The sequence below is a fragment of the Pseudomonas sp. Sample_16 genome (assembly GCF_004307665.1).
Lineage (GTDB): Bacteria > Pseudomonadota > Gammaproteobacteria > Pseudomonadales > Pseudomonadaceae > Aquipseudomonas.
On record NZ_RCOB01000055.1, the window covers coordinates 1 to 21,701 of the forward strand.

The 21,701-nt window shown below is 57.6% G+C and carries 16 protein-coding genes and 1 pseudogene; 13 read left to right on the top strand and 4 right to left on the bottom strand.

Annotated elements, in window-relative coordinates; translation table 11 throughout:
- The first annotated feature begins 150 nt into the window (after positions 1-150).
- The 6 genes from recC (at position 151) to D8U69_RS07945 (ending at position 11,865) form a co-directional block, all read left to right on the top strand.
- The gene (gene recC / locus D8U69_RS07920; RefSeq protein WP_130907056.1) at positions 151-3,603 is read left to right on the top strand and encodes an exodeoxyribonuclease V subunit gamma; all 3,453 of its coding nucleotides are present in this window, start codon (positions 151-153) and stop codon (positions 3,601-3,603) included.
- Positions 3,600-7,292 (top strand): exodeoxyribonuclease V subunit beta, encoded by a 3,693-nt coding sequence (recB, locus tag D8U69_RS07925; RefSeq protein ID WP_130907057.1) that lies wholly within the window; start codon positions 3,600-3,602, stop codon positions 7,290-7,292. The genes recC and recB overlap by 4 nt, the downstream gene beginning before the upstream one ends.
- A complete protein-coding gene (gene recD / locus D8U69_RS07930) occupies positions 7,289-9,397 on the top strand; it encodes an exodeoxyribonuclease V subunit alpha (RefSeq protein WP_130907058.1) in 2,109 nt (702 codons plus the stop codon). The genes recB and recD overlap by 4 nt, the downstream gene beginning before the upstream one ends.
- Before the next feature lie 119 nt (positions 9,398-9,516).
- Positions 9,517-10,092 carry a YfiR family protein gene (locus tag D8U69_RS07935; protein WP_056854908.1) on the top strand — a complete coding sequence of 192 codons (576 nt, stop codon included), beginning with the start codon at positions 9,517-9,519 and terminating at the stop codon, positions 10,090-10,092.
- A complete protein-coding gene (locus D8U69_RS07940) occupies positions 10,089-11,345 on the top strand; it encodes a diguanylate cyclase (protein ID WP_130906208.1) in 1,257 nt (418 codons plus the stop codon). The genes D8U69_RS07935 and D8U69_RS07940 overlap by 4 nt, the downstream gene beginning before the upstream one ends.
- Positions 11,346-11,361: 16 nt before the next feature.
- Positions 11,362-11,865 (top strand): OmpA family protein, encoded by a 504-nt coding sequence (locus D8U69_RS07945; protein ID WP_130907059.1) that lies wholly within the window; start codon positions 11,362-11,364, stop codon positions 11,863-11,865.
- Positions 11,866-11,884: 19 nt separating this feature from the next.
- Here the strand turns inward: D8U69_RS07945 and D8U69_RS29720 are convergent.
- Positions 11,885-12,031 (bottom strand): annotated as a pseudogene (locus tag D8U69_RS29720) (LysR family transcriptional regulator); the annotation flags it as partial.
- 35 nt (positions 12,032-12,066) lie between these two features.
- Here D8U69_RS29720 and D8U69_RS07955 point away from each other — a divergent pair.
- From D8U69_RS07955 to D8U69_RS07975, 5 genes are all read left to right on the top strand, one after another.
- A complete protein-coding gene (locus tag D8U69_RS07955) occupies positions 12,067-13,560 on the top strand; it encodes a tyrosine-type recombinase/integrase (protein WP_241668646.1) in 1,494 nt (497 codons plus the stop codon).
- A gap of 167 nt (positions 13,561-13,727) precedes the next feature.
- Entirely contained in the window at positions 13,728-13,958 is a 231-nt protein-coding gene (locus D8U69_RS07960; protein WP_130907060.1) for a hypothetical protein, read from the top strand.
- Between the two features lie 424 nt (positions 13,959-14,382).
- Entirely contained in the window at positions 14,383-14,901 is a 519-nt protein-coding gene (locus tag D8U69_RS07965; protein WP_130907061.1) for a hypothetical protein, read from the top strand.
- Between the two features lie 146 nt (positions 14,902-15,047).
- Positions 15,048-15,368: a hypothetical protein gene (locus D8U69_RS07970; RefSeq protein WP_130907062.1), complete on the top strand. Its 321-nt coding sequence runs from the start codon at positions 15,048-15,050 to the stop codon at positions 15,366-15,368.
- A gap of 182 nt (positions 15,369-15,550) precedes the next feature.
- Complete coding sequence (locus D8U69_RS07975; protein ID WP_130907063.1) at positions 15,551-16,096, top strand: Rha family transcriptional regulator; 546 nt, start codon at positions 15,551-15,553, stop codon at positions 16,094-16,096.
- Positions 16,097-16,256: 160 nt separating this feature from the next.
- Here the strand turns inward: D8U69_RS07975 and D8U69_RS07980 are convergent, their stop codons facing one another.
- The 3 genes from D8U69_RS07980 to D8U69_RS07990 all read right to left on the bottom strand — a co-directional run bounded on the left by D8U69_RS07980 (position 16,257) and on the right by D8U69_RS07990 (position 19,031).
- Complete coding sequence (locus D8U69_RS07980) at positions 16,257-16,469, bottom strand: DUF1508 domain-containing protein (RefSeq protein WP_130907064.1); 213 nt, start codon at positions 16,467-16,469, stop codon at positions 16,257-16,259.
- 141 nt (positions 16,470-16,610) lie between these two features.
- Positions 16,611-17,771: a hypothetical protein gene (locus tag D8U69_RS07985; RefSeq protein WP_130907065.1), complete on the bottom strand. Its 1,161-nt coding sequence runs from the start codon at positions 17,769-17,771 to the stop codon at positions 16,611-16,613.
- Between the two features lie 312 nt (positions 17,772-18,083).
- Positions 18,084-19,031 (bottom strand): LysR family transcriptional regulator, encoded by a 948-nt coding sequence (locus D8U69_RS07990; protein WP_130907066.1) that lies wholly within the window; start codon positions 19,029-19,031, stop codon positions 18,084-18,086.
- A gap of 150 nt (positions 19,032-19,181) precedes the next feature.
- Here D8U69_RS07990 and D8U69_RS07995 point away from each other — a divergent pair, with 150 nt between their 5' ends.
- Together D8U69_RS07995 and mmsB are read left to right on the top strand one after the other, a co-directional pair.
- A complete protein-coding gene (locus D8U69_RS07995; protein WP_130907067.1) occupies positions 19,182-20,708 on the top strand; it encodes a CoA-acylating methylmalonate-semialdehyde dehydrogenase in 1,527 nt (508 codons plus the stop codon).
- Between the two features lie 10 nt (positions 20,709-20,718).
- A complete protein-coding gene (mmsB, locus tag D8U69_RS08000; RefSeq protein ID WP_056854913.1) occupies positions 20,719-21,606 on the top strand; it encodes a 3-hydroxyisobutyrate dehydrogenase in 888 nt (295 codons plus the stop codon).
- The last annotated feature ends 95 nt before the right edge of the window (positions 21,607-21,701 follow it).

Genomic DNA, 21,701 nt, shown 5'->3' on the forward strand with positions numbered 1-21,701 from the left:
AATTCCGAAACCCCAATTGCGAAAGCAGTTGGGGTTTTGTTTTGTCCGCAGGAAAGTTCTTACAGCAAAGCCGGGCACGTCTTCGCTGTCAGCATGTCCCGACAATGCTAAGGTTCGGCCCTAGCGTTTGTATTTTCCAAGGAAGCCTTTATGCCGGACGCAACGTCCCTCAGTGCTGGTTTTATGGTGGTTCACGGCAACCGCCTGGACGAGTTACGCAGCCTGGTGGTGAGCTGGATGCGGCGCTACCCGCTGGCTCCCCTGGAAAATGAAATTGCCCTGGTGCAGAGCAACGGCATTGCGCAATGGCTGAAGCTGGCTTTGGCTGAAGACGCTGAAGATGACGATATGGGCGGCTGTGGAATCGCCGCCGCCATCGACGTGCAGTTGCCTGGCAGTTTCATGTGGCAACTCTATCGCATGGTCCTTGGACGCGACGAAATTCCGGCCAAGTCGCTACTCGATAAATCCCCGTTGACCTGGCGTCTGATGCGCCTGCTTCCGCAGTTAATCAATGAACCTCACTTCGAACCGCTACAGCGTTTTCTGACCAACGACAATGATCTGCGTAAACGCTACCAGTTAGCCGAGCGGCTGGCTGATTTGTTCGACCAGTATCAGGTGTACCGCGCCGACTGGCTCGAAGACTGGGCGGAAGGTCGACATCAGTTACGTAACGCAAGAGGCGAGCCCAAACCGCTGACTGCTGCCAATTGCTGGCAAGCGCAGTTGTGGCGTGCTCTGTTGCTGGATGTGGGTGAAGAGGGCATGGCGCAAAGCCGAGCCGGCGTCCATCAGCGCTTTGTGGAGCGTATCAACAGCCTCGATGTGGCCCCACCCGGGTTACCTTCACGAGTCATCGTATTCGGGATTTCTTCTCTTCCGGCCCAAGCCCTGGAAGCATTGGCGGGGCTGGCCCGTTTCAGTCAGGTTCTGCTGTGCGTTCATAATCCATGTCGCCACCATTGGGCCGACATCGTCGCCGATAAGGACTCGTTGCGGCATCAATACAAGCGCCAGGCACGCAAAAGCGGAATGCCGGTTGTCCTCGACTCCCAAACGCTTCATCAACATGCCCATCCACTCTTGGCGGCGTGGGGCAAGCAAGGACGAGACTACATCAACCTGCTGGACAGCTACGACGACCCCAACAGCTATCGTTCGGCCTTCCGTGATGGCCGCATTGATCTGTTCAGCGACAGCCAGCCGCTGAACATGCTCAATCAGTTGCAGGACGACATCCTCGAGTTACGTCCCCTGAATGAAACCCGTGAACGCTGGCCGGCTGTAGATCTGGATGCAGATCAATCCATCCGGTTTCACATCGCCCATAGCGCACAACGAGAAGTAGAGATACTGCACGATCAGTTACTGGCGCGTTTCAGTGCCGATCCACAATTGCGCCCTCGCGATGTCATTGTCATGGTCCCGGATATCGACAGTTATGCACCGCACATTCGCGCGGTGTTTGGTCAGCTGGAGCGACAAGACCCGCGATTCATTCCGTTCACGCTTGCCGACCAGGGCCAGCGTGGCCGTGATCCATTACTGATCGCTATCGAACATTTGCTCAAGCTGCCTGACAGCCGTTTCCCGGTCAGCGAGATCCTTGATCTGCTGGATGTTCCTGCATTGCGCGCACGGTTTGGAGTAGAGGAGCGCGATCTACCAACCTTGCACCGCTGGATCGAAGGAGCTGGCATTCGTTGGGGCATGAATGCCGAGCAACGTGCCGGTCTCGGCTTGCCGCAAGCTCTTGAGCAAAACAGTTGGCGTTTTGGTCTGCGGCGGATGTTGCTCGGGTATGCCGTCGGTAGCGCCAGTGCCTGTGAAGGCATCGAGCCCTATGACGAGATCGGCGGGCTTGATGCTGCACTCATCGGCCCGTTGGTTGCGCTGCTTGATGCGCTGGAAATTGCGCACCGGGAACTGACGCAGCCGGCATCACCCCAGCAGTGGAGTTTGCGGCTGCAGGCATTGGTGTCGTTGTTTTTCCAGGCCAGTAACGAGCACGACGACTACGTGTTGACTCAGCTTGAAGAGTTGCGTGAAGCCTGGCTGGAGAACTGCGAGGCGGTAGGCCTGCAAGACGATTTGCCGTTGACTGTCGTCCGTGAAGCCTGGCTTGCGGGGCTTGATCAAGGGCGATTGTCTCAACGCTTTCTGGCCGGTGCTGTCAACTTCTGCACCTTGATGCCCATGCGGGCGATCCCTTTCAAATTGGTCTGCTTGCTGGGTATGAATGACGGTGATTATCCGCGTGCACAACCGCCGCTGGACTTTGACCTGATGGGAAGTGATTACCGCCCCGGCGATCGCTCGCGCCGCGAAGACGACCGCTACCTGCTGCTGGAGGCGCTGTTGTCGGCCCGTGATCAGCTTTATATCAGTTGGGTCGGCCGCAGCATTCGCGACAACAGCGAGCGCCCAGCGTCGGTACTGATTGGTCAGTTGCGTGATCACCTGGCGAGCGGTTGGCGACTGGCCCAGGATAGTGAAGACCTGCTCGAAGCGATCACGCAGGAACACCCTCTACAACCTTTCAGCGCCCGCTACTTTCATGAGGGCGATGAGCTGTTCAGTTACGCCAGCGAATGGCAGGTGCTGCATAAATTCGCGGAACAATCGGCTGATATCGAGCGGCTTGATGCCCACGTGCAAGATGAACCACTCAGTCTCGGTCAACTGCAGGATTTCCTGCGCAACCCTGTACGACATTTTTTCAGTCAGCGGTTGAAGGTGTTCTTTGAGTCGGCCCAAGTGCCTTTGGCGGATGAGGAACCATTTGTCCTGGATGCGTTGCAGCGATACAGCCTCAGCGACAGTTTGCTGGAAGCGGGACTGGCAGACCTGGAAAACAGCGATCAGGCGCTGGAGGTACAAGCCCGGCGTCTACAAAACGGCGGTCTGCTGCCAATGGCAGGATTCGGTGAGTGCCTTCAACGGGAATTGATCGAGCCGTTGCCGGATTTGCTGCAACGCTATCAGCAGTTGCTGACCTTGTGGCCAACGCGACTCACCAGCGCACTGCCGGTGAGCCTGGAGTTGCATGCCTTGCGTATCGAAGGTTGGCTCAGTGGCCTGCATCAACGGACTGATGGTGGTTTGCTGTCCATCACCACGATCCCCAACAGCATTGGGGCGATCAAGTCTCGTAAATGGCATCGCCTGATCCGACCCTGGGTCAATCATTTGGTCGCTTGCGCAAGTGGTTTGTCGATGACCACCGCGCTGGTGGCCAGTGATGACAGTCTGCTGCTCGCTCCAATGGATGCGGAACCCGCGCGTCGCATTCTGGGGGACTTGTTGTTGGCCTGGCAGTCAGGCATGCGTCAGCCACTTCCTGTGGCAGTGAAAACAGCCTTTGCCTGGCTGGGTCAGAGTGACCCGGTCAAAGCCGAAGCGGCAGCGCGCAAGGCCTATGAAGGTGACGGCGTGAACACTGATGGGGAACGCCGTGAAAGTGTGGCGCTCGTTCGTCAGTTCGCAGACTACGACGCGCTGGTCGCCGATGAGACGTTTACCGATTGGTGTGACGCGCTTTATCGACCGTTGCTTGAGGCGCCTTGGCGTTCCTTGTCCACCGAGGAGGGGCGCTCATGAGTACCCAGACACCGCTCGCCCTCGCGTTCCCGCTACGCGGCAGTCAGTTGATCGAAGCCAGCGCCGGGACCGGCAAGACGTTCACTATTTCTGCGCTTTACCTGCGCCTGGTTCTTGGCCATGGCGTGGAGTCCAACGGGTTTGGACGTGAGCTTTTACCTCCGCAAATCCTCGTTGTGACCTTTACCGATGCCGCCACCAAAGAGTTGCGTGAGCGCATTCGTACCCGGTTGGCGCAAGCCGCTCGATTTTTCCGCGATGAAACACCGTCGCCCGACAGCCTGATTGCCGAGTTGCGTGACCAGTATCCGCCAGAGCAGTGGTCCGGTTGCGCAAATCGCCTGGACATTGCCGCCCAATGGATGGATGAAGCCGCGGTCTCGACCATTCACAGCTGGTGTCAGCGCATGTTGCGTGAACACGCATTCGACAGCGGCAGTCTTTTTACTCAAACACTGGAAACCGATCACAGCGACCTGTTGGGCGAAGTGTTGCGCGACTATTGGCGATTGTTTTGCTACCCGATGCAGGGCGATGCGCTGAACTGGGTACGCGCCAACTGGGGCGGGCCAGCCGCTTTGCTACCGCAGGTTCGTGGACTGTTTGCCAGCGAGCGCGACAACGTCGAAGGCAAGGCTCCCGCCGAGTTGATTACCGAGTGTTTGCAAGAGCGCCGGGCTGCGTTGGTCGAACTCAAGCTGCCCTGGCGTCAGTGGGCCGACGAGCTACTGATGATTTGCCACGAAGGGGTTGTCAGCAAAAGTGTCGACGGCCGCAAGATGCAGGCACGTTATTTCGAACCCTGGTTCGAAAAGATCAAAGCCTGGGCCGACGATGAAACCCTTGAGCAACTGGACATCGGCACCGGTTTCACTCGACTGACCCCCGAAGGTATGGCCGAGGCCTGGAAAAAGGGTGAGGTCCCCAATCATCCGGGGCTGGACGCCATGCCCGGGTTGAAAGCCTGTCTCGACAACTTGCCGACGCCAGATGCCGCTGTGCTGCAACACGCCGCCCATTGGGTCGGCACGCGGTTCGAGGAGGAAAAGCGTCGCCGCGCGGAAATGGGCTTTGACGACATGTTGCTGCGCCTCGATGCGGCGTTGCAGTCAGATGGCGGTGAACGGTTGGCGACCCTGATCCGTGAACAGTTCCCCGTGGCGTTGATCGACGAATTCCAGGATACGGACCCGGTGCAGTACCGGATTTTCGAGCGCATCTATCGTATTGAAGACAATAGTCCCGACAGCGGGCTGTTCCTGATTGGTGACCCGAAACAGGCGATCTATGCATTCCGTGGCGCGGATATCTACACCTATCTTCGCGCGCGACAGGCAACCACCGGACGCCTGCATACCCTGGGCACCAACTTCCGCTCCAGCCATGGCATGGTCCGCGCAGTGAACCATGTGTTCGGCTGTGCCGAGTCGCGCGAATCGGGGCGTGGGGCATTTCTGTTCCGTGAAGGCAATGGTCAAAACCCGGTGCCGTTCCAGCCTGTGGCATCGCAGGGGCGCAAGGAAGTTCTGCAGAGCAATGGGCAAACCGTCCCGGCGCTGAACATCTGGCAGTTGTCCGCCGAGCAACCGTTGTCTGGTGCTGTTTATCGTCAACAACTGGCCGCCGCGTGCGCCAGTGAAATCACCGCCTTGCTCAATGGCGGGCAACAGGGGCGTGTAGGCTTCGCACGTGACGATCGGGATCTGGTAGGACTGATGCCTGCGGACATCGCCATTCTGGTGCGCGATGGCAAGGAAGCGCAGGCCGTGCGTGCCGAACTAACTGCCCGCGGTGTGCGCAGTGTCTACTTGTCGGACAAGGACTCGGTGTTCGCTGCGCAGGAAGCGCATGACGTACTGACATGGCTGAAAGCCTGCGCCGAGCCCGATGTCGAACGTCCGCTGCGTGCCGCGCTGGCCAGCATCACACTCAATCTGTCATTGACGGACCTTGAGCAGTTGAACCAGGACGAACTGGCCTGGGAATCCCGGGTCATGCAGTTCCGTGGCTATCGCGAGTTGTGGCGCAAGCAGGGTGTACTGCCGATGCTGCGACGCTTGCTGCATGACTTCCGGCTTCCCCAGACGTTAATCGCCCGCAGCGACGGCGAGCGGGTGTTGACCAACCTTTTGCACCTGTCCGAATTGCTGCAACAGGCGGCCGCCGAACTGGACGGTGAGCAGGCCCTGATCCGGCACTTGTCCGAGCATCTGGCGTTGTCCGGTCAAGCCGGCGAAGAGCAGATCCTGCGTTTGGAGAGCGACGAGCAACTGGTCAAGGTCGTGACCATTCACAAGTCCAAGGGGCTTGAGTATTCCTTGGTGTTCCTGCCGTTCATTTGCTCGGCAAAACCGGTGGATGGCAGTCGACTGCCTTTGCATTACCACGATGCCACGGGCAAGGCCCAGATCACTTTGAACCCTACGCCCGAATTGATCGCCCTGGCCGATCAGGAACGCCTGGCGGAGGATTTGCGCTTGCTGTACGTCGCCCTGACCCGGGCGCAACATGCTTGCTGGTTGGGCGTGGCGGATCTCAAGCGTGGCAGTAACAACAGCTCGGTGCTGCACTTGTCGGCACTGGGATATCTGTTGGGCGGCGGTCGTTCATTGAGCGAGTCGGCGGGCTTGAGCATCTGGTTGCGAGAGCTGCAACAGGACTGTGCCGCAATCAGCTGTAGCGAAATGCCGGAAGCAACCAGCGAGCATTACCATCCACCGCTGAACACAGCTGCATTGCTCACACCATTGATCCCGCTACGCAAGGCGGCCGAGAACTGGTGGATCGCCTCTTACAGCGCCTTGCGCATCAGCGACATCCTGAGCGTGGGGACAGACGAAGCGCCCGAGAGTCCGCAGGCGCAGAAGCTGTTCGATGACGAACGCCTCGATCCACAGGCACCCCGGGAGATGGCGGCCGGCGGTGCCGATATTCATCGATTCCCTCGCGGTCCGAACCCGGGCACTTTCCTTCATGGTTTGCTTGAATGGGCTGGCGATGAAGGTTTTTCTGCCAATCCACAAACGGTGGAAGATGCGATTGCCCGTCGTTGCAATCGGCGTGGCTGGGAAGGCTGGATCACTACGCTGAGTGACTGGCTTGTGCATCTGCTCAAATCGCCGCTGCCCGTAGGTGCGGGAAAGGCGCCGGTGATTTTCGAGCAGTTGAGCCAGTATCAGGTCGAAATGGAATTCTGGTTTGCCAGTCACAAGGTCGATGTACTCAAGCTCGATGCGCTGGTGCGCCAGTACACGCACAACGGCGTGGCCCGAGTGGCCGCCGAGCCGGTGTTGCTCAATGGCATGTTCAAGGGTTTCATCGACCTGACGTTCGAACACGATGGCCGCTATTACGTCGCCGACTACAAATCCAACTGGCTCGGGGTCGACGACCTGGCCTATACCGAGCAGGCCATGGAGCAGTCGATTCTCGACAATCGCTACGACCTGCAATACGTGTTGTACCTGTTGGCCCTGCATCGTCAGCTCAAGGCCCGGCTGGCTGATTACGATTACGATCGGCACGTCGGCGGTGCGTTGTACATTTTCCTGCGCGGGACGCGGGCATCCAGTCGTGGCGTTTATTTTGCCCGGCCACCCAGAGAATTGATCGAGCGGCTGGACCGGATGTTTCAGGGTAAACCGGAACCCAAGGCAGAACCCGCGTGGGAACAGGGAGTATTGTTATGAGCCGCACCTTCGCCGATTTGCTGCCCACTTCATTGGCGGCGGACAGCTTCGCGGACCTGGCGCCTCTGAATTGTGCGGACGATCTGTTGTTGCTGCTGACTCGTTGGGTCGAGCGTGGCTGGCTGCGAGCACTGGATAAAGCCTTCGTGGCGTTTCTTCATGAGCTGGCACCGGACGATGACCCTTTGGTGCTGCTGGCGGCGGCGTTGACCAGCCACCAATTGGGGCACGGGCATGTTTGCCTGGACCTGTTCGAGACACTGAAAGAGCCTGACTTCGCCCTGTCGTTGCCTCCGGAAGGCGATCTTCAGAGTGGTGTGATGTTGCTGCCTTCACAGTTACTGCAAGCGCTGGATGGCGCCCATTGGTGCAAGGTTCTGGCGGCAAGCAGTCTGGTTGCCTTGGCCGCCGACGAACGAGAAAGCGTGCAGACACGGCCGTTGGTGTTATCGGGCAAGCGTCTGTACCTGCGCCGCTATTGGGCTTATGAGCGGCGTATCGACAACTCACTGCGCGAGCGCCTGGCGACGCATGAGGCCGCACCGGAGGATTTGTTCGAGCGTCTCACCGGTTTGTTCGGCCCAGCCAGGCCGGGTGAGGTCATCGACTGGCAGAAACTTGCCTGTGCCCTGGCCACTCGCGGCGCTTTCAGTATCGTCACCGGTGGTCCGGGAACCGGCAAGACCACTACAGTTGTGCGCTTGTTGGCGTTGCTCCAGGCACCGGCCGTCGAGGCTGGCAAGCCGTTGCGCATTCGTCTCGCCGCACCAACCGGCAAGGCTGCAGCGCGGCTGACGGAGTCCATCAGCCAGCAAGTCCGAACGTTGAAAGTCACCGAAGCCATTCGCGAAAAAATCCCGTCCGATGTCACCACGGTTCACCGCCTGCTCGGCAGTCGTCCGGGGACGCGACATTTTCGCCACCATGCCGGCAATCGCTTACCACTGGATGTGTTGGTGGTGGACGAAGCATCGATGATTGACCTGGAAATGATGGCTAACCTGCTCGATGCATTGCCGGCTCATGCTCGTCTGGTATTGCTGGGGGATAAGGACCAGTTGGCATCGGTGGAAGCCGGCGCAGTGCTGGGCGATCTGTGCCGTGATGCCGAGGCTGGCTGGTATAGCCCGCAGACACGCCAATGGCTGGAGGCGGTCAGTGGCGAAAATCTGGACACCAGCGGATTGCAGGAAGACACCCAGGGTACGCATCCACTCGCCCAGCAAGTGGTGATGTTGCGTCACTCGCGGCGCTTCGGCGAGGGCAGTGGTATTGGCCAGTTGGCCCGCTGGGTGAACCAGCAACAACCGGAGGAAGCGCGCAAGCTGTTGACGGTGCGCAGCCACGACGATGTATTCAGCCTGTCTCTCAAAAATGAACAGGACCGGGCGCTGGAGCGTTTGTTGCTCGAGGGCCATGGTGAGGGCGCACAAGGCTACCGGCATTATCTGAACCTGCTGCGCAATCAACGGCCGGCGCTTGATTGTCCATACGATGATCCGCGCTGGATCGACTGGGCCCGACAGGTCTTGCAAGCCTTCGACGCCTTTCAGTTGTTATGCGCCGTTCGCAAGGGGTCTTGGGGCGTGGAGGGGCTGAACCAGCGAGTCACTGATGCACTGCTCAAAGCGCGTTTGATCGACAGTGACCAGCAGTGGTACGAAGGCCGACCAGTCTTGATGACCCGAAATGATTATGGCCTGGGCTTGATGAACGGCGACATCGGCATTGCACTCAAGCTTCCCGAACGTGAGGGGCCGCAAGCTGGTCGACAGGTGCTTCGAGTGGCGTTTCCACGCAACGACGGCCAGGGCGGTGTGCGTTTTGTCTTGCCGAGTCGGCTCAATGACGTTGAAACCGTGTATGCCATGACTGTGCACAAGTCCCAAGGCTCCGAATTTGCCCACACTGCGTTGATTCTTCCCGACGCGCTGAACCCGGTGCTGACCAAGGAGCTGATCTATACCGGTATCACTCGCGCCAAGGACTGGTTCACATTGATCGAACCGCGCGCCGGCGTGTTTGAAGAGGCGGTGAGGCGCAAGGTCAAGCGTTTGAGTGGGCTGATGCTGGAGCTGAAAGAGAGCAGCTATACGACGGATTGAAAGCAGCGGCGCGAGGCTATGCACACTGTCCGAAGTGCCGTAATGCGCGGCCTCGCTGGCGTTACGCCGCTATGCTATCGTTGCGGCATCATCTGGTAACGATCGAAGAGTATCCCTGCATGAAGGTGGCTGTCCGGGCGACAGAGCGTATCGCTGACTGCAAAAAAGCACTGCTCGCCGGGCTTCTCAGCTTGCTGTCGGCTGCCGCTTTCGCTCAGCCGCAAACCCCGTCGAGCATGGCCGACCAGCGTGCCGAGTCAGTGACTCAGGTGGTGCTGGGAATTCTCAGTTACGCCCGTTGGCCGGTCGAGCCTGCGCAACTGCGCCTCTGTGTCGTTGGCCCCACTGAGTACACTGACGATCTGGTCAAAGGCACGACCCAGGCGACAGGTCGGCCCGTGACGGTGCAACGACTCTTGGCGGACAACCCGTCCATCGCAGGTGAATGCAATGCGGTGTACATCGGCAAACTGACCAGTGACGAACGCAGTCGGCTGTTCGCCTCGCTTACAGGGCGCCCGGTGTTGAGCATCAGCGAAAGCGATGATCAGTGCACGGTCGGCAGCCTTTTCTGTCTGCGCGTCACCGACGATCAGGTGTCTTTCGAGGTCAACCTCGACTCGGTTGCCCGCAGCGGAGTGCGTATTCATCCGAGCGTGCTGCAATTGTCCCGTCGCAAACCGGCGGCGACATGAGCCTGTTCAAGCCGGGGACTCGTCCGACCCTGCGCTCGGTCATCGGTCGTGGTCATTTGATCGTCGCGCTGGTGGGTGTGGCCATGGCCAGCGTTTCACTGACGCTGCTGGGTGTTTTGGCCTTGCGGGTGTACGCCGATCACAACCTGCACTTGATCGCGCGCTCGATCAATTACACCGTGGAAGCTGCGGTGGTGTTCAATGACAAATCCGCGGCCACAGAGGCATTGGCCCTGATAGCCTCCACCGAAGAGGTAGCCGACGCCCAGGTTCTGGACATGCAGGGTCGGCTGCTTGCTCGTTGGCAGCGACCGGAAACCGGTTTGCTGTCCGACCTCGAAATGCAGTTGGCCAAGGTTTTTCTGGAAAAGCCGATCAACATGCCGATCGTTCACCAGGATCGGCAGATTGGCAGCATTGTGCTCATCGGGCATGGCGGCAGCCTGATGCGCTTCTTGCTCAGTGGTCTGGTGGGTATTGTCCTGTGCACCGCCATCAGTGCGTGGGTCGCGCTCTATCTGGCGCGTCGACAACTTCGCGGCATCATCGGCCCCTTGCGCAGCCTGGCTTCTGTTGCTCATGCTGCTCGCAGTGAGAGGGCATTCGATCGGCGCGTACCTGCCGCAACCATTGCCGAACTCGATAACCTTGGCAGCGACTTCAATGCCTTGCTCGATGAACTTGAATCCTGGCAGACCCATCTGCAAAACGAGAATGAGACCCTGGCTCACCAGGCCAGTCATGACAGTCTGACGGGCTTGCCGAACCGGGCGTTTTTCGAAGGTCGGCTGACGCGCGCGCTGCGCAATGCCAACAAGCTCGACGAGCGAGTCGCTGTGCTGTTTCTCGACAGCGACCGGTTCAAGGAAGTCAACGATAACTATGGTCATGCCGCTGGCGATGCAGTGTTGGTGGCTGTGGCCAAGCGGGTTCGCGCCCAACTGCGCGAAGATGACCTGGTGGCGCGCCTGGGCGGCGATGAGTTTGCGGTGCTGCTGACGCCACTTCACACCACCGAAGACGCAGAGCGGATTGCCGACAAGATCATTGCCAGCATGGAGGCGCCGATTCTGTTGCCGGGTGATCACCAGGCACAGACCTCACTCAGTATCGGTATCGCCGTGTACCCCGATCATGGCGTTACCCCAGGTACGCTGCTCAACGCAGCGGACGAAGCGATGTACCAAGCCAAGCGCCTCGCCCGAGGCGCCCAGCACACGGCAGGGTCGGAGCACCCTGTCGCCGACGTTTAACTCAGGAGCTCGTACCGTGTTTTCATTTTTTTCCCGATCCTTTCGACTTTTTACTCTCCCGCTGATCCTGGCCGCATTGACACTGAGCGGTTGCCAGACTGCACCGCAAAAAGGCCTGACACCGGCGCAGATAGCGGTCTTGAAACAGCAGGGTTTCGAGTTGACCGATGAGGGCTGGGCATTTGGCCTGTCTGGCAAAGTGCTTTTTGGCAGTGACGTCGACAGTTTGAATGCGCAAAGCACCCAGATTGTCGAGCGCATTGGCAAGTCGCTATTGGGCGTCGGGATAGAGCGCGTAAGAGTCGATGGTCATACGGACGCTTCGGGTAAAGAAGCCTATAACGAACAACTGTCCCTGCGCCGCGCAAAAAGTGTCGGTACCGTTCTGGCTGCTGCCGGCATGCAGCAGCAAAACATTCAGTTGCGCGGCCTTGGCAGCAGCAAGCCCGTGGCATCCAACGACACCGCCACCGGCCGTACTGAAAATCGACGGGTATCGATTGTGGTCAGTGCCGATTGATGACACAGGCCTCGGCCAGTCATTCGTTAAACAGCAACTCCCGCGTTTCACCCAATAACAACGGGCCATTCAGCTCCGTCACCTCCCGGATGTAATCCCACAACAGGGTAATCCGCTTGAGCTTGCGCAGGTCTTCGCGGCAGTACATCCAGAACTGGAAGGAAAGAAAGGTTAACCCAATGAATACGGGGGCTAACCGCCATGAACATCCTTGCAGAGCGTCGTCCTGTCACAAGTGCTGTCACAAGTTTTGCCGTTCATCTGAGGCCGACTACGCGACTCGCCAAGCTCTACCACTATCGACGCAACGGCATTTACTATCTGCGGCTCCGCGAAACCGGCAGCACCATCCGAACTGCGTCCGTTTCCCTCAAGACCACCGATAGAAGAGCCGCTATGGACGCTTCACAACGACTTGCAGAGACCATCAAGGCATTCCATCTGGATCATCCCAAGGCGACCTTTAACGAGCTGAAGGAGCATCTGCTGTGGATGGCTGAGAATCTGCTGTCGACTGCTCATGAGGTCCATTCGTTGCGTGACTGGGGCGACCTCTACGAAGACGTAAAGACGAACCTCGCTGAGATCGCTGCCACGATGCCGCTCAGTGTCGATCAGCACGAACATGTGATGAACGCTAAGCAGGTGATGATTGCTGCTCAGGCACGACTACAAGGCGACTCCGTACCTTTGGTGAAGATCATTCGGGACCTTGAGGGTGACCATGGGCAAATGGGGGAGAGTGTCCCTGCTTCCCTATCTGTATTAGCGTCGCCGTCGATGACCTTCGAGACCCTCTCGGGGCTCTATCTGGCAGACCGTGGGCAAGACCAAAAGCCCTCGACACTAAAGGAAACCAAGATCTGTCACGGTGTCATATCCACGTCTCTGGGCGAACTCGACTTGAGGACCCACACAAGAGCTGACCTTGTGGCTTTCAGAGACCGACTATCTACAACTCGGGCAGCATCAACGGTCAACAAACTGATTGTGAAGCTCTCCGCTGTGTTTGCTTGGGCCGTCGAGAATGGTCATCTGGTCAAGGCATATGACAAGAAGCTGAAGCTGACCAAGGGCCTTGAGTCGACCCGTAAGGCGTTCTCACAGGTCCAAGTAGCCAAGGTGATGGAGTACGCGAGCAACCTCCCTGAGACCTCATGGAAGCGCTGGCTGCTCAGCCTTGGGGTCATCACGGGCGGGCGTCTTAACGAAATCTCTCAGCTCACCACGAGCGACATTCAGACCCTTGAGTCTGGCATTACGGCCATCCATATCAATGAGGTCGGGGAGGGCAAGTCAATTAAGAATAAACGCAGTGAGCGGCTGATCCCGTTGACTGATGGTGCCTATGGGTTCGATCTTGCGGCATTCCTCAGGTATGTCGAGACATGCAAAGCCAATCAAGGTGAGTCGCTGGCGCAGATCGGGTACAAGACAGCAGGGGATTGGGCGAACCGGAAGGCGATCCCTGAGGCTCTTGGAGACGACTACAAGGCAGGTCTGACGTATCACTCTCTCCGTCACTCTTTAGCTTCGCTGATGCAGGTGAAAGGAATTCCGACTGTTCACGCTCAAGCCGTTATGGGTCACGCCTCAGGGACCATTACGTTCGACACATACGGTTCTGGAGTGCCCGTTGAGGTCATCGCTGAGATGTTAAGTGGTTTGTTCGACAGGTTCCCTGATGGCCGCTGAGGTGCTCGTCGCGGTCATTTGGCTACGACGTTTGCGAGACTGCGAGTGCCGTTGAGATGACTGAGGGGCATAGGTCGGCCTTTCTGGTCCTACTTGAGTAGTGGCTATATGATGTTTGTATGGGCAAGCCAGCTCATTAGCACTTCGGCCATTTGCTAAGGAATGAGATGAAAGTATTGCATGGAGTCAAAAACCACCCCGTCCAGTGGATTGTGTTCAGCGGGTTGGCCTACCTTTTCATTGGAATATTTGTGGGCGGTTATTTCCACAATGGTCCGTTAATACAGTCAGGTGACCAATTTGCCGACATTCCCCAATGGGCAAATGTGATCTTGATTGTCGTTTCAGGGAGCATCGGCGCTTACGCTTCCCACAAGGAGAACAAGGCTCAAAAGTAAGCACTCGCAATTTCATGGGCATCGAGCTGGATGTCCTCGTAGGCTCTGAGCACGACCTGATCTTCTTTGGCGTACAGGTTGCCGCTTCGGCTGGTCCCAAGGAGCTTCAGATAGTGTCATGGCCTACCGGCAATCCAAGGATGCCAAGGGGATTGCTAAGCTGACCCTCGGGGGACTGATCGAACAACCTTCGATTAGTGTTCCTGAGGATGCTCAAGGCCGGAGGCTTCGCTCCACGATCGCGCTCCTACGTGAAATCTTATCGACTCGCTGCGTCCTGGCCTTGCCGCTTGAGCGTAGGAGCGTGCTCGTAGAAAACCTCAAGATGCCCTGAAGGGCCCGTGTTTGCTGGTCATGAGCTGGCTGTCGTTTATTTCCCCTCACTGTTGCGAGACCCCTACTCACAGCACAGGAGAACGACATCATGATCAGCTTCAACCCAGCTCAATCAGAAGCTATCGCTGCAACTGCCAAGCGTGGCCGAGGCCGACCCACCAAGATCATCGCCAATCCCTTCGAGGGCTTCATTGGGCCGACCACCAATTACGGCCAGTACCCATACTTCGCATCGGACATCATTGAGGGCATCGCAAGGCTGGACTGGCACGACCGACCAATCGGCAAGGGCGGGTCATCCAAGCCGCTGTCCGTGAAGCATCTTTTCGGCATCCTTGCGCAGCTCCCCGAGATCACCGCTGCATCCGTTGAGGACTTTCTGAGCATTGGCGTGCGACAAGCTCAGCGATACGTGAAGGCCATCGAACTGGCAATGCCGTATCTGATGAAGTCACGACCAAGCTGCCTTGCTTCTGAGATGGACCATGGGGTCATCCTCCCGATGCGATGCAACGACTGGACCGACACCCTGCCTGCACCAGCCCCCGCGACACTCGCAAAGCTGCACTACGACCTACGGGACCTTGGGAACCGGTGCGCTTATTAAACGCCGCATACTTTAAAACCTCAACGAGACCTCAACGACCCTGAGCTATCGACCAGCTCATCGACCAGACCCAGAGGGAGAGGGGTAATTGTAATTACAACCCCTCCTCGAAAAGTCATCTTAAAGAACAACGCAAAGGAGAACTCATGACCGCTCTCATCGCCTGCCCAGTAACCTCTCAGCTCACCGAAGCCAACCTCACCACTTTGTCACTGGTCTTCCCAGCACCTTCACGACCTCAACTGATAGAGCTTCGCCGTGTCTTGAGCAAGCGAGACGCATCCTTTAGTACTTATGGTTCTGGGGTCGTCACCTTCGACGAAGACGCCTTGCTCCATGAGGTCGCCTTGAAGTGCTCCAAGAAGACTGCCGAGCGGCTGCTCCATCTGGTCGCCCATGGGGTCTGCCTTCAGGCCATCGCTTCGACGCCCTTGAGGGGGACTAAGTCAATCAAGGTCAGGGCTTAAGGAGTCGTTTAAATACCCTCACTATTGCCACAGCAACCCTCGGTTTCACCATCGCCCGTCGCAGGGCAAACCATCCCGCTTGCTTTGATAGTGCCTCTCATGCCACGCCGGTTCCCTTGTCTGGGGTCGGATGACCGGCTGTGGGTGCGACCTAAAGAGCGCTACCAAAAGGAGAACAAATAATGCTCATGACCAACACCACTGCAATCACTTTCGAGAAGATCACAAAGGCCGGAGCGATTAGCCCAACGACCCTCAACGGTTTGCCCGGTATGTCGTCCTTGGAAATCGCAGAGATCACCAGTAAGCGCCACGACCACGTTCTACGGGACATCCGAAAGATGCTCACAGAACTGGGAACTGACGCCCCAGATTTGGGGACTGAGGTTAAATATGCCGAGACTGTCTACCAGACAAGCCGAGGTCGGTTAGAGCCACTGACAGTCCTCAATAAGGAACTGACCTTTACGCTACTCTCCCGGTACTCCTTCAAGCTCTCCAACATGATCGTTAAACGTTGGCTCGAACTTGAAGGCTCAGGCTTTGAACGCGTGTCTATTGCAGCCTCTGTGGTCCATCTGGCAGAGCGCGAAAAGGACATCCGTAGCGTTGCTCTTATGGGTATCAATAGGAGCCGCACCAAGCGTTCTCTTAGTCTCGCTGAGAAGGAGCAACTGAAGTGGGTGCGTGAGGCTAAGCGATACGCGGACTCTAACCCAATGCGCTAACCATCTCTAAGGAGAACCCAACGCACAAGCTAAAGGCTGCCTATCTGGTCTGCACGGCCGTCCATCTCGACCTATGATGTCTTTTACTGCAAGAATGGTGGTGAAAGTGAGCGAAACGTAGAGATGGCTCCCTAAGGAACACAAGGAAGCCATCCGTGACTTACTTTTTACGTGCGGCTTTGAAATTATCATCGCCTACGACTGGAGCGCCGGGGCCCTGAGTATTGATTAGCCCGACGGAATGCTCGCAATCGCTGAGGTTGTTATAGCCCTCAGAGCTAACCGCAATTGTCTTGGAGTTCTTCGCTACGAACTTCCAACGCCATTCACTCTTGGCATCCTTGTAAACATAGTAGTAAGCAACCTCTGCCATGCGATTCTCCTTTAGGTATCGCTACAAATGCAGCGATGCCCCACGCTATCAAGCAATAGTAGACGGATGCAAGCTTGGATGTTTTAGGGCGTCTGCGTTCACCTGAAGGCGGTGCTGAGTAACGGTGTGCCTTCGGCCAGGCTAAAATCCGGGAGCGTTGTTGTAGGCGAGAACTACCTGAATCGTTTCTAAAGCTTCCACGCAATTGGCGAGGCTTTCACGGTTTTCTTCGTCAATATCAGAGCGGTCTGACGCGACTGCTGCCTCGACGTATCCTATATCGTAAATGTTTCCCGTAGCCACTCCGTCCCCCAGCTTCCTCACGTCATTGCGGCTGCGTAGAGCGGCGACAATGGCATTATATGTCCGAGGCATTAGAAGCTGTTTGGCATCGTCCCTTAGGTCTTTGACAATGGGTAATAAATCTTCCAATAGGGGAAGGTAGGGTGATGTTTTGATCACTTGCAGCAAGCCGCCAGAGCGATGGTGAATAAAATACTCGATGAGGGCGTCTTTGAGATAGCTCATGGGACTTCGTCGAAAACCCTTGTATTCCGGCAACCCCGCGAAGTAAGACAATGAGTCAAAAACAGCGTGGACCCGTGCTGTCGCCTCTTCAATCGAATAAATATTTATGCCTGTATTGCGCCCATTCCACTTAAGGTCGCCATCTGAGTCTTCACCTATCCACTCGATCTGAAGATCATAAGTGACGTCTATGAGGTCGGATGCGAATGACCGGACTTCTCTACGATTCCACACTGCTTTTTGGGTGTTCTCGTCAAGTCGATCAAGCTTCCCTGCAATATGATCCAGTAGTTTTCCCGCGTGCTCTGACCGCTGAGGTGCTTTCGCGAAGCCCGCCATCATCAAATAGTTATCTTGGAAAATACCTTCGTAGAGCTTTTCGGGATTGCGGAATCGTATTTGGTCACCGAAGGCCACTTGAAGCTCTCGCAAGCGCTCCATATGCAGTTGACGGTGCTTGATGTACCAGTCGAAGCCTTGCGTCTTTTTCTGCCAGTCGATGAAGCTTTTCTGGCTTTGGTTTTGGCTGTTCAAGAACAGAAGCGTTGCGATTGTGATAACGAAGCCGGCAAGCGTAATAAATGCGCTTAGCAGCGATCCGAAGCTACCCCAAGCGTCAGGGTTGTCCGATATATAAGGCAGATATTTATTATACAACCGAAAGAATTTCCAACTGGCCACCCCAACCACGCCCAGCCCGATGACGAGAGCCACTATCCAGCCTTTACCTTTAAGGCAGCCTTTTGACTTCCCGGCGAGTTCTTTCAGCTTCACAAAGATTCCTTTCAGATTGCTTCGTTGATCTCAACTTGACATGCCATGCTACCCACCAAGCGCTTAACGCCAAAGCAGAATCTGGCAGAAAAATCTGAATGACCACCTCACTACACATACGTGCGCAGACTTCCCCGTAGGCCCTCGCGCCTGAGCCTTATCGCGTGTCAGCGTGGGTCCTTATCGTGCCTATGTGCGTCACTGTAAGAACCTACTCGACTGTCACAAGTGGTGTCACAACCCCTGTCACAAACCGTTGCCAAGAGCCCGTAGGTGTCTTTAGGATGGGCCTCCCTTTCTCCTTCCAGATTCTCAATCTGCAAACCGAAGATCCCGCGTCTGGCCCAGCAACAACGGGCCATTGAGCTCGGTCACCTCGCGGATGTAATCCCACAACAGGGTAATCCGCTTGAGCTTGCGCAGGTCTTCGCGGCAGTACATCCAGAATTGTCGGGTGATGTTGATCTCCTGCGGCAATACCGGCAGCAAGCGCGGATCCTGAGCGGCGAGGAAGCAGGGCAGGATCGCCAGTGATCGTCCCTGTTGCGCTGCCACGAACTGCGCGATCACGCTGGTGCTGCGCAAGTTGGCGCTGGCGCCCGGGAGCACGTTGGCCAGGTACAGCAGCTCGGAGCTGAACGCCAGGTCGTCGACGTAGCTGATAAACGAGTGCTCGGCCAGGTCGGTCGGACGGCGGATCGGCGGGTGTTTATCCAGGTATTCCTGTGTCGCGTACAGCTGCAACCGATAGTCGCAGAGTTTGCAGCAGACGTAGGGGCCGTGCTCCGGGCGTTCCAGGGCGATGACGATGTCGGCTTCGCGTTTGGACAGGCTGATGAAGTGCGGCAGCGGCAGGATGTCTACCGAGATCGCCGGGTAGGTGTCGACGAAATGGCTCAACTGCGGCGTGATGAAGAAGCTGCCAAAGCCTTCGGTACAGCCCATGCGCACATGCCCGGACAACGCCACTCCAGACCCTGAAACCTGTTCGCACGCCATGTGCAGCGTGCTTTCGATTGCCTCGGCGTATCCCAGTAAACGCTGACCTTCAGCGGTCAGGACAAAGCCACTGGTCCGGGATTTCTCGAACAGCAGAGTTCCCAATGAGGCTTCCAGCGAACTGATGCGTCGCGACACCGTGGTGTAGTCGACGGCCAGGCGCTTGGCGGCGGTACTGGCCTTGCGGGTCCGAGCCACCTCCAGGAAAAACTTGAGGTCATCCCAGTTCAGCGAGCCTAAGGACGTGATGTTTTTTTGCATGATGGACCGGCTTTTATGTGCGTTCTTATTAGAAGTTTGCACATCTATACTCCAAAAACAGCCCGATAAACAAATCGCGGCACACGCCTCATCTCAAGGCGACCTTTTCGCCTTGGCTCCCCTGATAAAAACAACGTCCAGGAGACCCACATGAACGCATCGCTCACGCCCAACGACACCACCGTACAAAAGGTCAAGCTGTTGATCGACGGCGAGTGGGTCGAATCCAAGTCCACCGAGTGGCACGACATCGTCAACCCGGCGACCCAGCAAGTCCTGGCCAAGGTGCCGTTTGCCACCGCCGAAGAAGTCGATGCCGCCATCGACGCCGCCCACCGTGCCTTTCAGACCTGGAAGCTGACACCGATCGGCGCGCGGATGCGTATCATGCTCAAGCTCCAGGCATTGATTCGCGAGCACTTCAAGCGCATCGCCGTGGTGCTGAGCGCCGAGCAGGGCAAAACCATTGCCGACGCTGAGGGCGATATTTTCCGAGGCCTGGAAGTGGTCGAGCACGCTTGTTCCATCGGCAGCCTGCAGATGGGCGAGTTCGCTGAAAACGTCGCAGGCGGTGTCGATACCTACACCCTGCGCCAACCCATCGGCGTGTGCGCCGGCATCACCCCGTTCAACTTCCCGGCGATGATTCCGCTGTGGATGTTCCCGATGGCCATCGCCTGCGGCAACACCTTCGTGCTCAAACCGTCTGAACAGGACCCGATGTCGACCATGCTGCTGGTGGAGCTGGCCATCGAAGCCGGGGTTCCGGCTGGCGTACTCAACGTCGTGCATGGCGGGAAGGACGTGGTGGACGCGCTCTGCACCCACAAAGACATCAAGGCGGTTTCCTTCGTCGGCTCGACCGCCGTCGGTACCCACGTTTACGACCTGGCCGGCAAACACGGCAAGCGTGTGCAATCGATGATGGGCGCCAAGAACCACGCTGTGGTGCTGCCGGACGCCAATCGCGAACAAGCGCTGAATGCATTGGTGGGCGCCGGTTTTGGTGCGGCCGGTCAACGCTGCATGGCCACCTCGGTGGTGGTGCTGGTGGGCGCGGCCAAGCAATGGCTGCCAGACCTCAAGGCGCTGGCGCAGAAGCTCAAGGTCAATGCCGGCAGCGAGCCGGGTACCGACGTCGGTCCGGTGATCTCGAAAAAAGCCAAGGCGCGGATTCTCGATCTCATCGAGAGCGGCATCAAGGAAGGCGCGAAGCTGGAACTGGACGGTCGCGAGATCTCGGTTGCGGGTTACGAAAAAGGCAACTTTGTCGGCCCGACCCTGTTCTCCGGCGTGACCACTGACATGCAGATCTACACCCAGGAAATCTTCGGCCCGGTGCTGGTGGTGCTGGAAGTGAACACCCTTGATGAAGCCATCGCCCTGGTCAATGCCAACCCGTTCGGTAACGGCACTGGCCTGTTCACCCAGAGCGGTGCGGCGGCGCGTAAATTCCAGACTGAAATCGATGTTGGCCAGGTCGGTATCAACATCCCGATTCCGGTGCCGGTGCCGTTCTTCAGCTTCACCGGATCGCGCGGCTCCAAGCTCGGTGACCTCGGTCCGTATGGCAAGCAAGTGGTGCAGTTCTACACTCAGACCAAGACCGTCACCAGTCGCTGGTTCGATGATGACAGCGTCAACGACGGTGTGAACACCACGATCAATTTGCGTTGAGGAGCCGGACATGAAAATCGCTTTTATCGGTCTCGGCAACATGGGTGCGCCGATGGCGCGCAACCTGATCAAGGCTGGCCATGCCTTGCGTATGGTCGACCTGAACAAAACCGTGCTGGCAGAGCTGGAGCAACTGGGCGGCAGCATCAGTGCTTCGGCCCGCGAAGCGGCTGACGGGGCGGAACTGGTGATCACCATGCTGCCGGCGGCCGTGCATGTACGCAGCGTGTGGCTGGGTGAAGATGGCGTGCTGGCCGGGATCGGCAAAGGTGTGCCGGCTGTGGATTGCAGCACTATCGATCCGCAGACCGCGCGGGACGTCGCCAGCGCCGCAGCCAAACAGGGTGTGGCCATGGCCGATGCGCCGGTTTCCGGCGGCACCGGCGGTGCGGCGGCAGGGACGCTGACCTTCATGGTTGGCGCCACCCCGGAACTGTTCGCCACCCTGCAACCGGTACTCGCTCAGATGGGCCGCAACATCGTCCATTGTGGCGAGGTCGGCACCGGGCAAATCGCTAAAATCTGCAACAACCTGCTGCTGGGAATTTCCATGGTTGGCGTCAGCGAAGCCATGGCACTTGGCGATGCCTTGGGCATCGATACCAAGGTGCTGGCGGGCATCATCAACAGTTCTACTGGCCGGTGCTGGAGTTCGGAGATGTACAACCCGTGGCCGGGCATCGTTGAAACGGCGCCTGCGTCACGTGGCTATACCGGCGGCTTTGGTGCCGAGTTGATGCTCAAGGATCTGGGGTTGGCGACGGAAGCGGCGCGACAGGCGCACCAGCCAGTGGTGCTTGGCGCGGTGGCCCAACAGTTATATCAGGCGATGAGTCTGCGTGGGGAAGGTGGCAATGACTTCTCGGCGATCATCAACAGCTATCGCAAGCCGCAATAACGGATGCTACGAAAACTTTTGTGGCGAGGGAGCTTGCTCCCGCTGGTTCGCGCAGCGGACCCAAAATAAGGCAAATGCGCAGTTTCAGCTAAAAC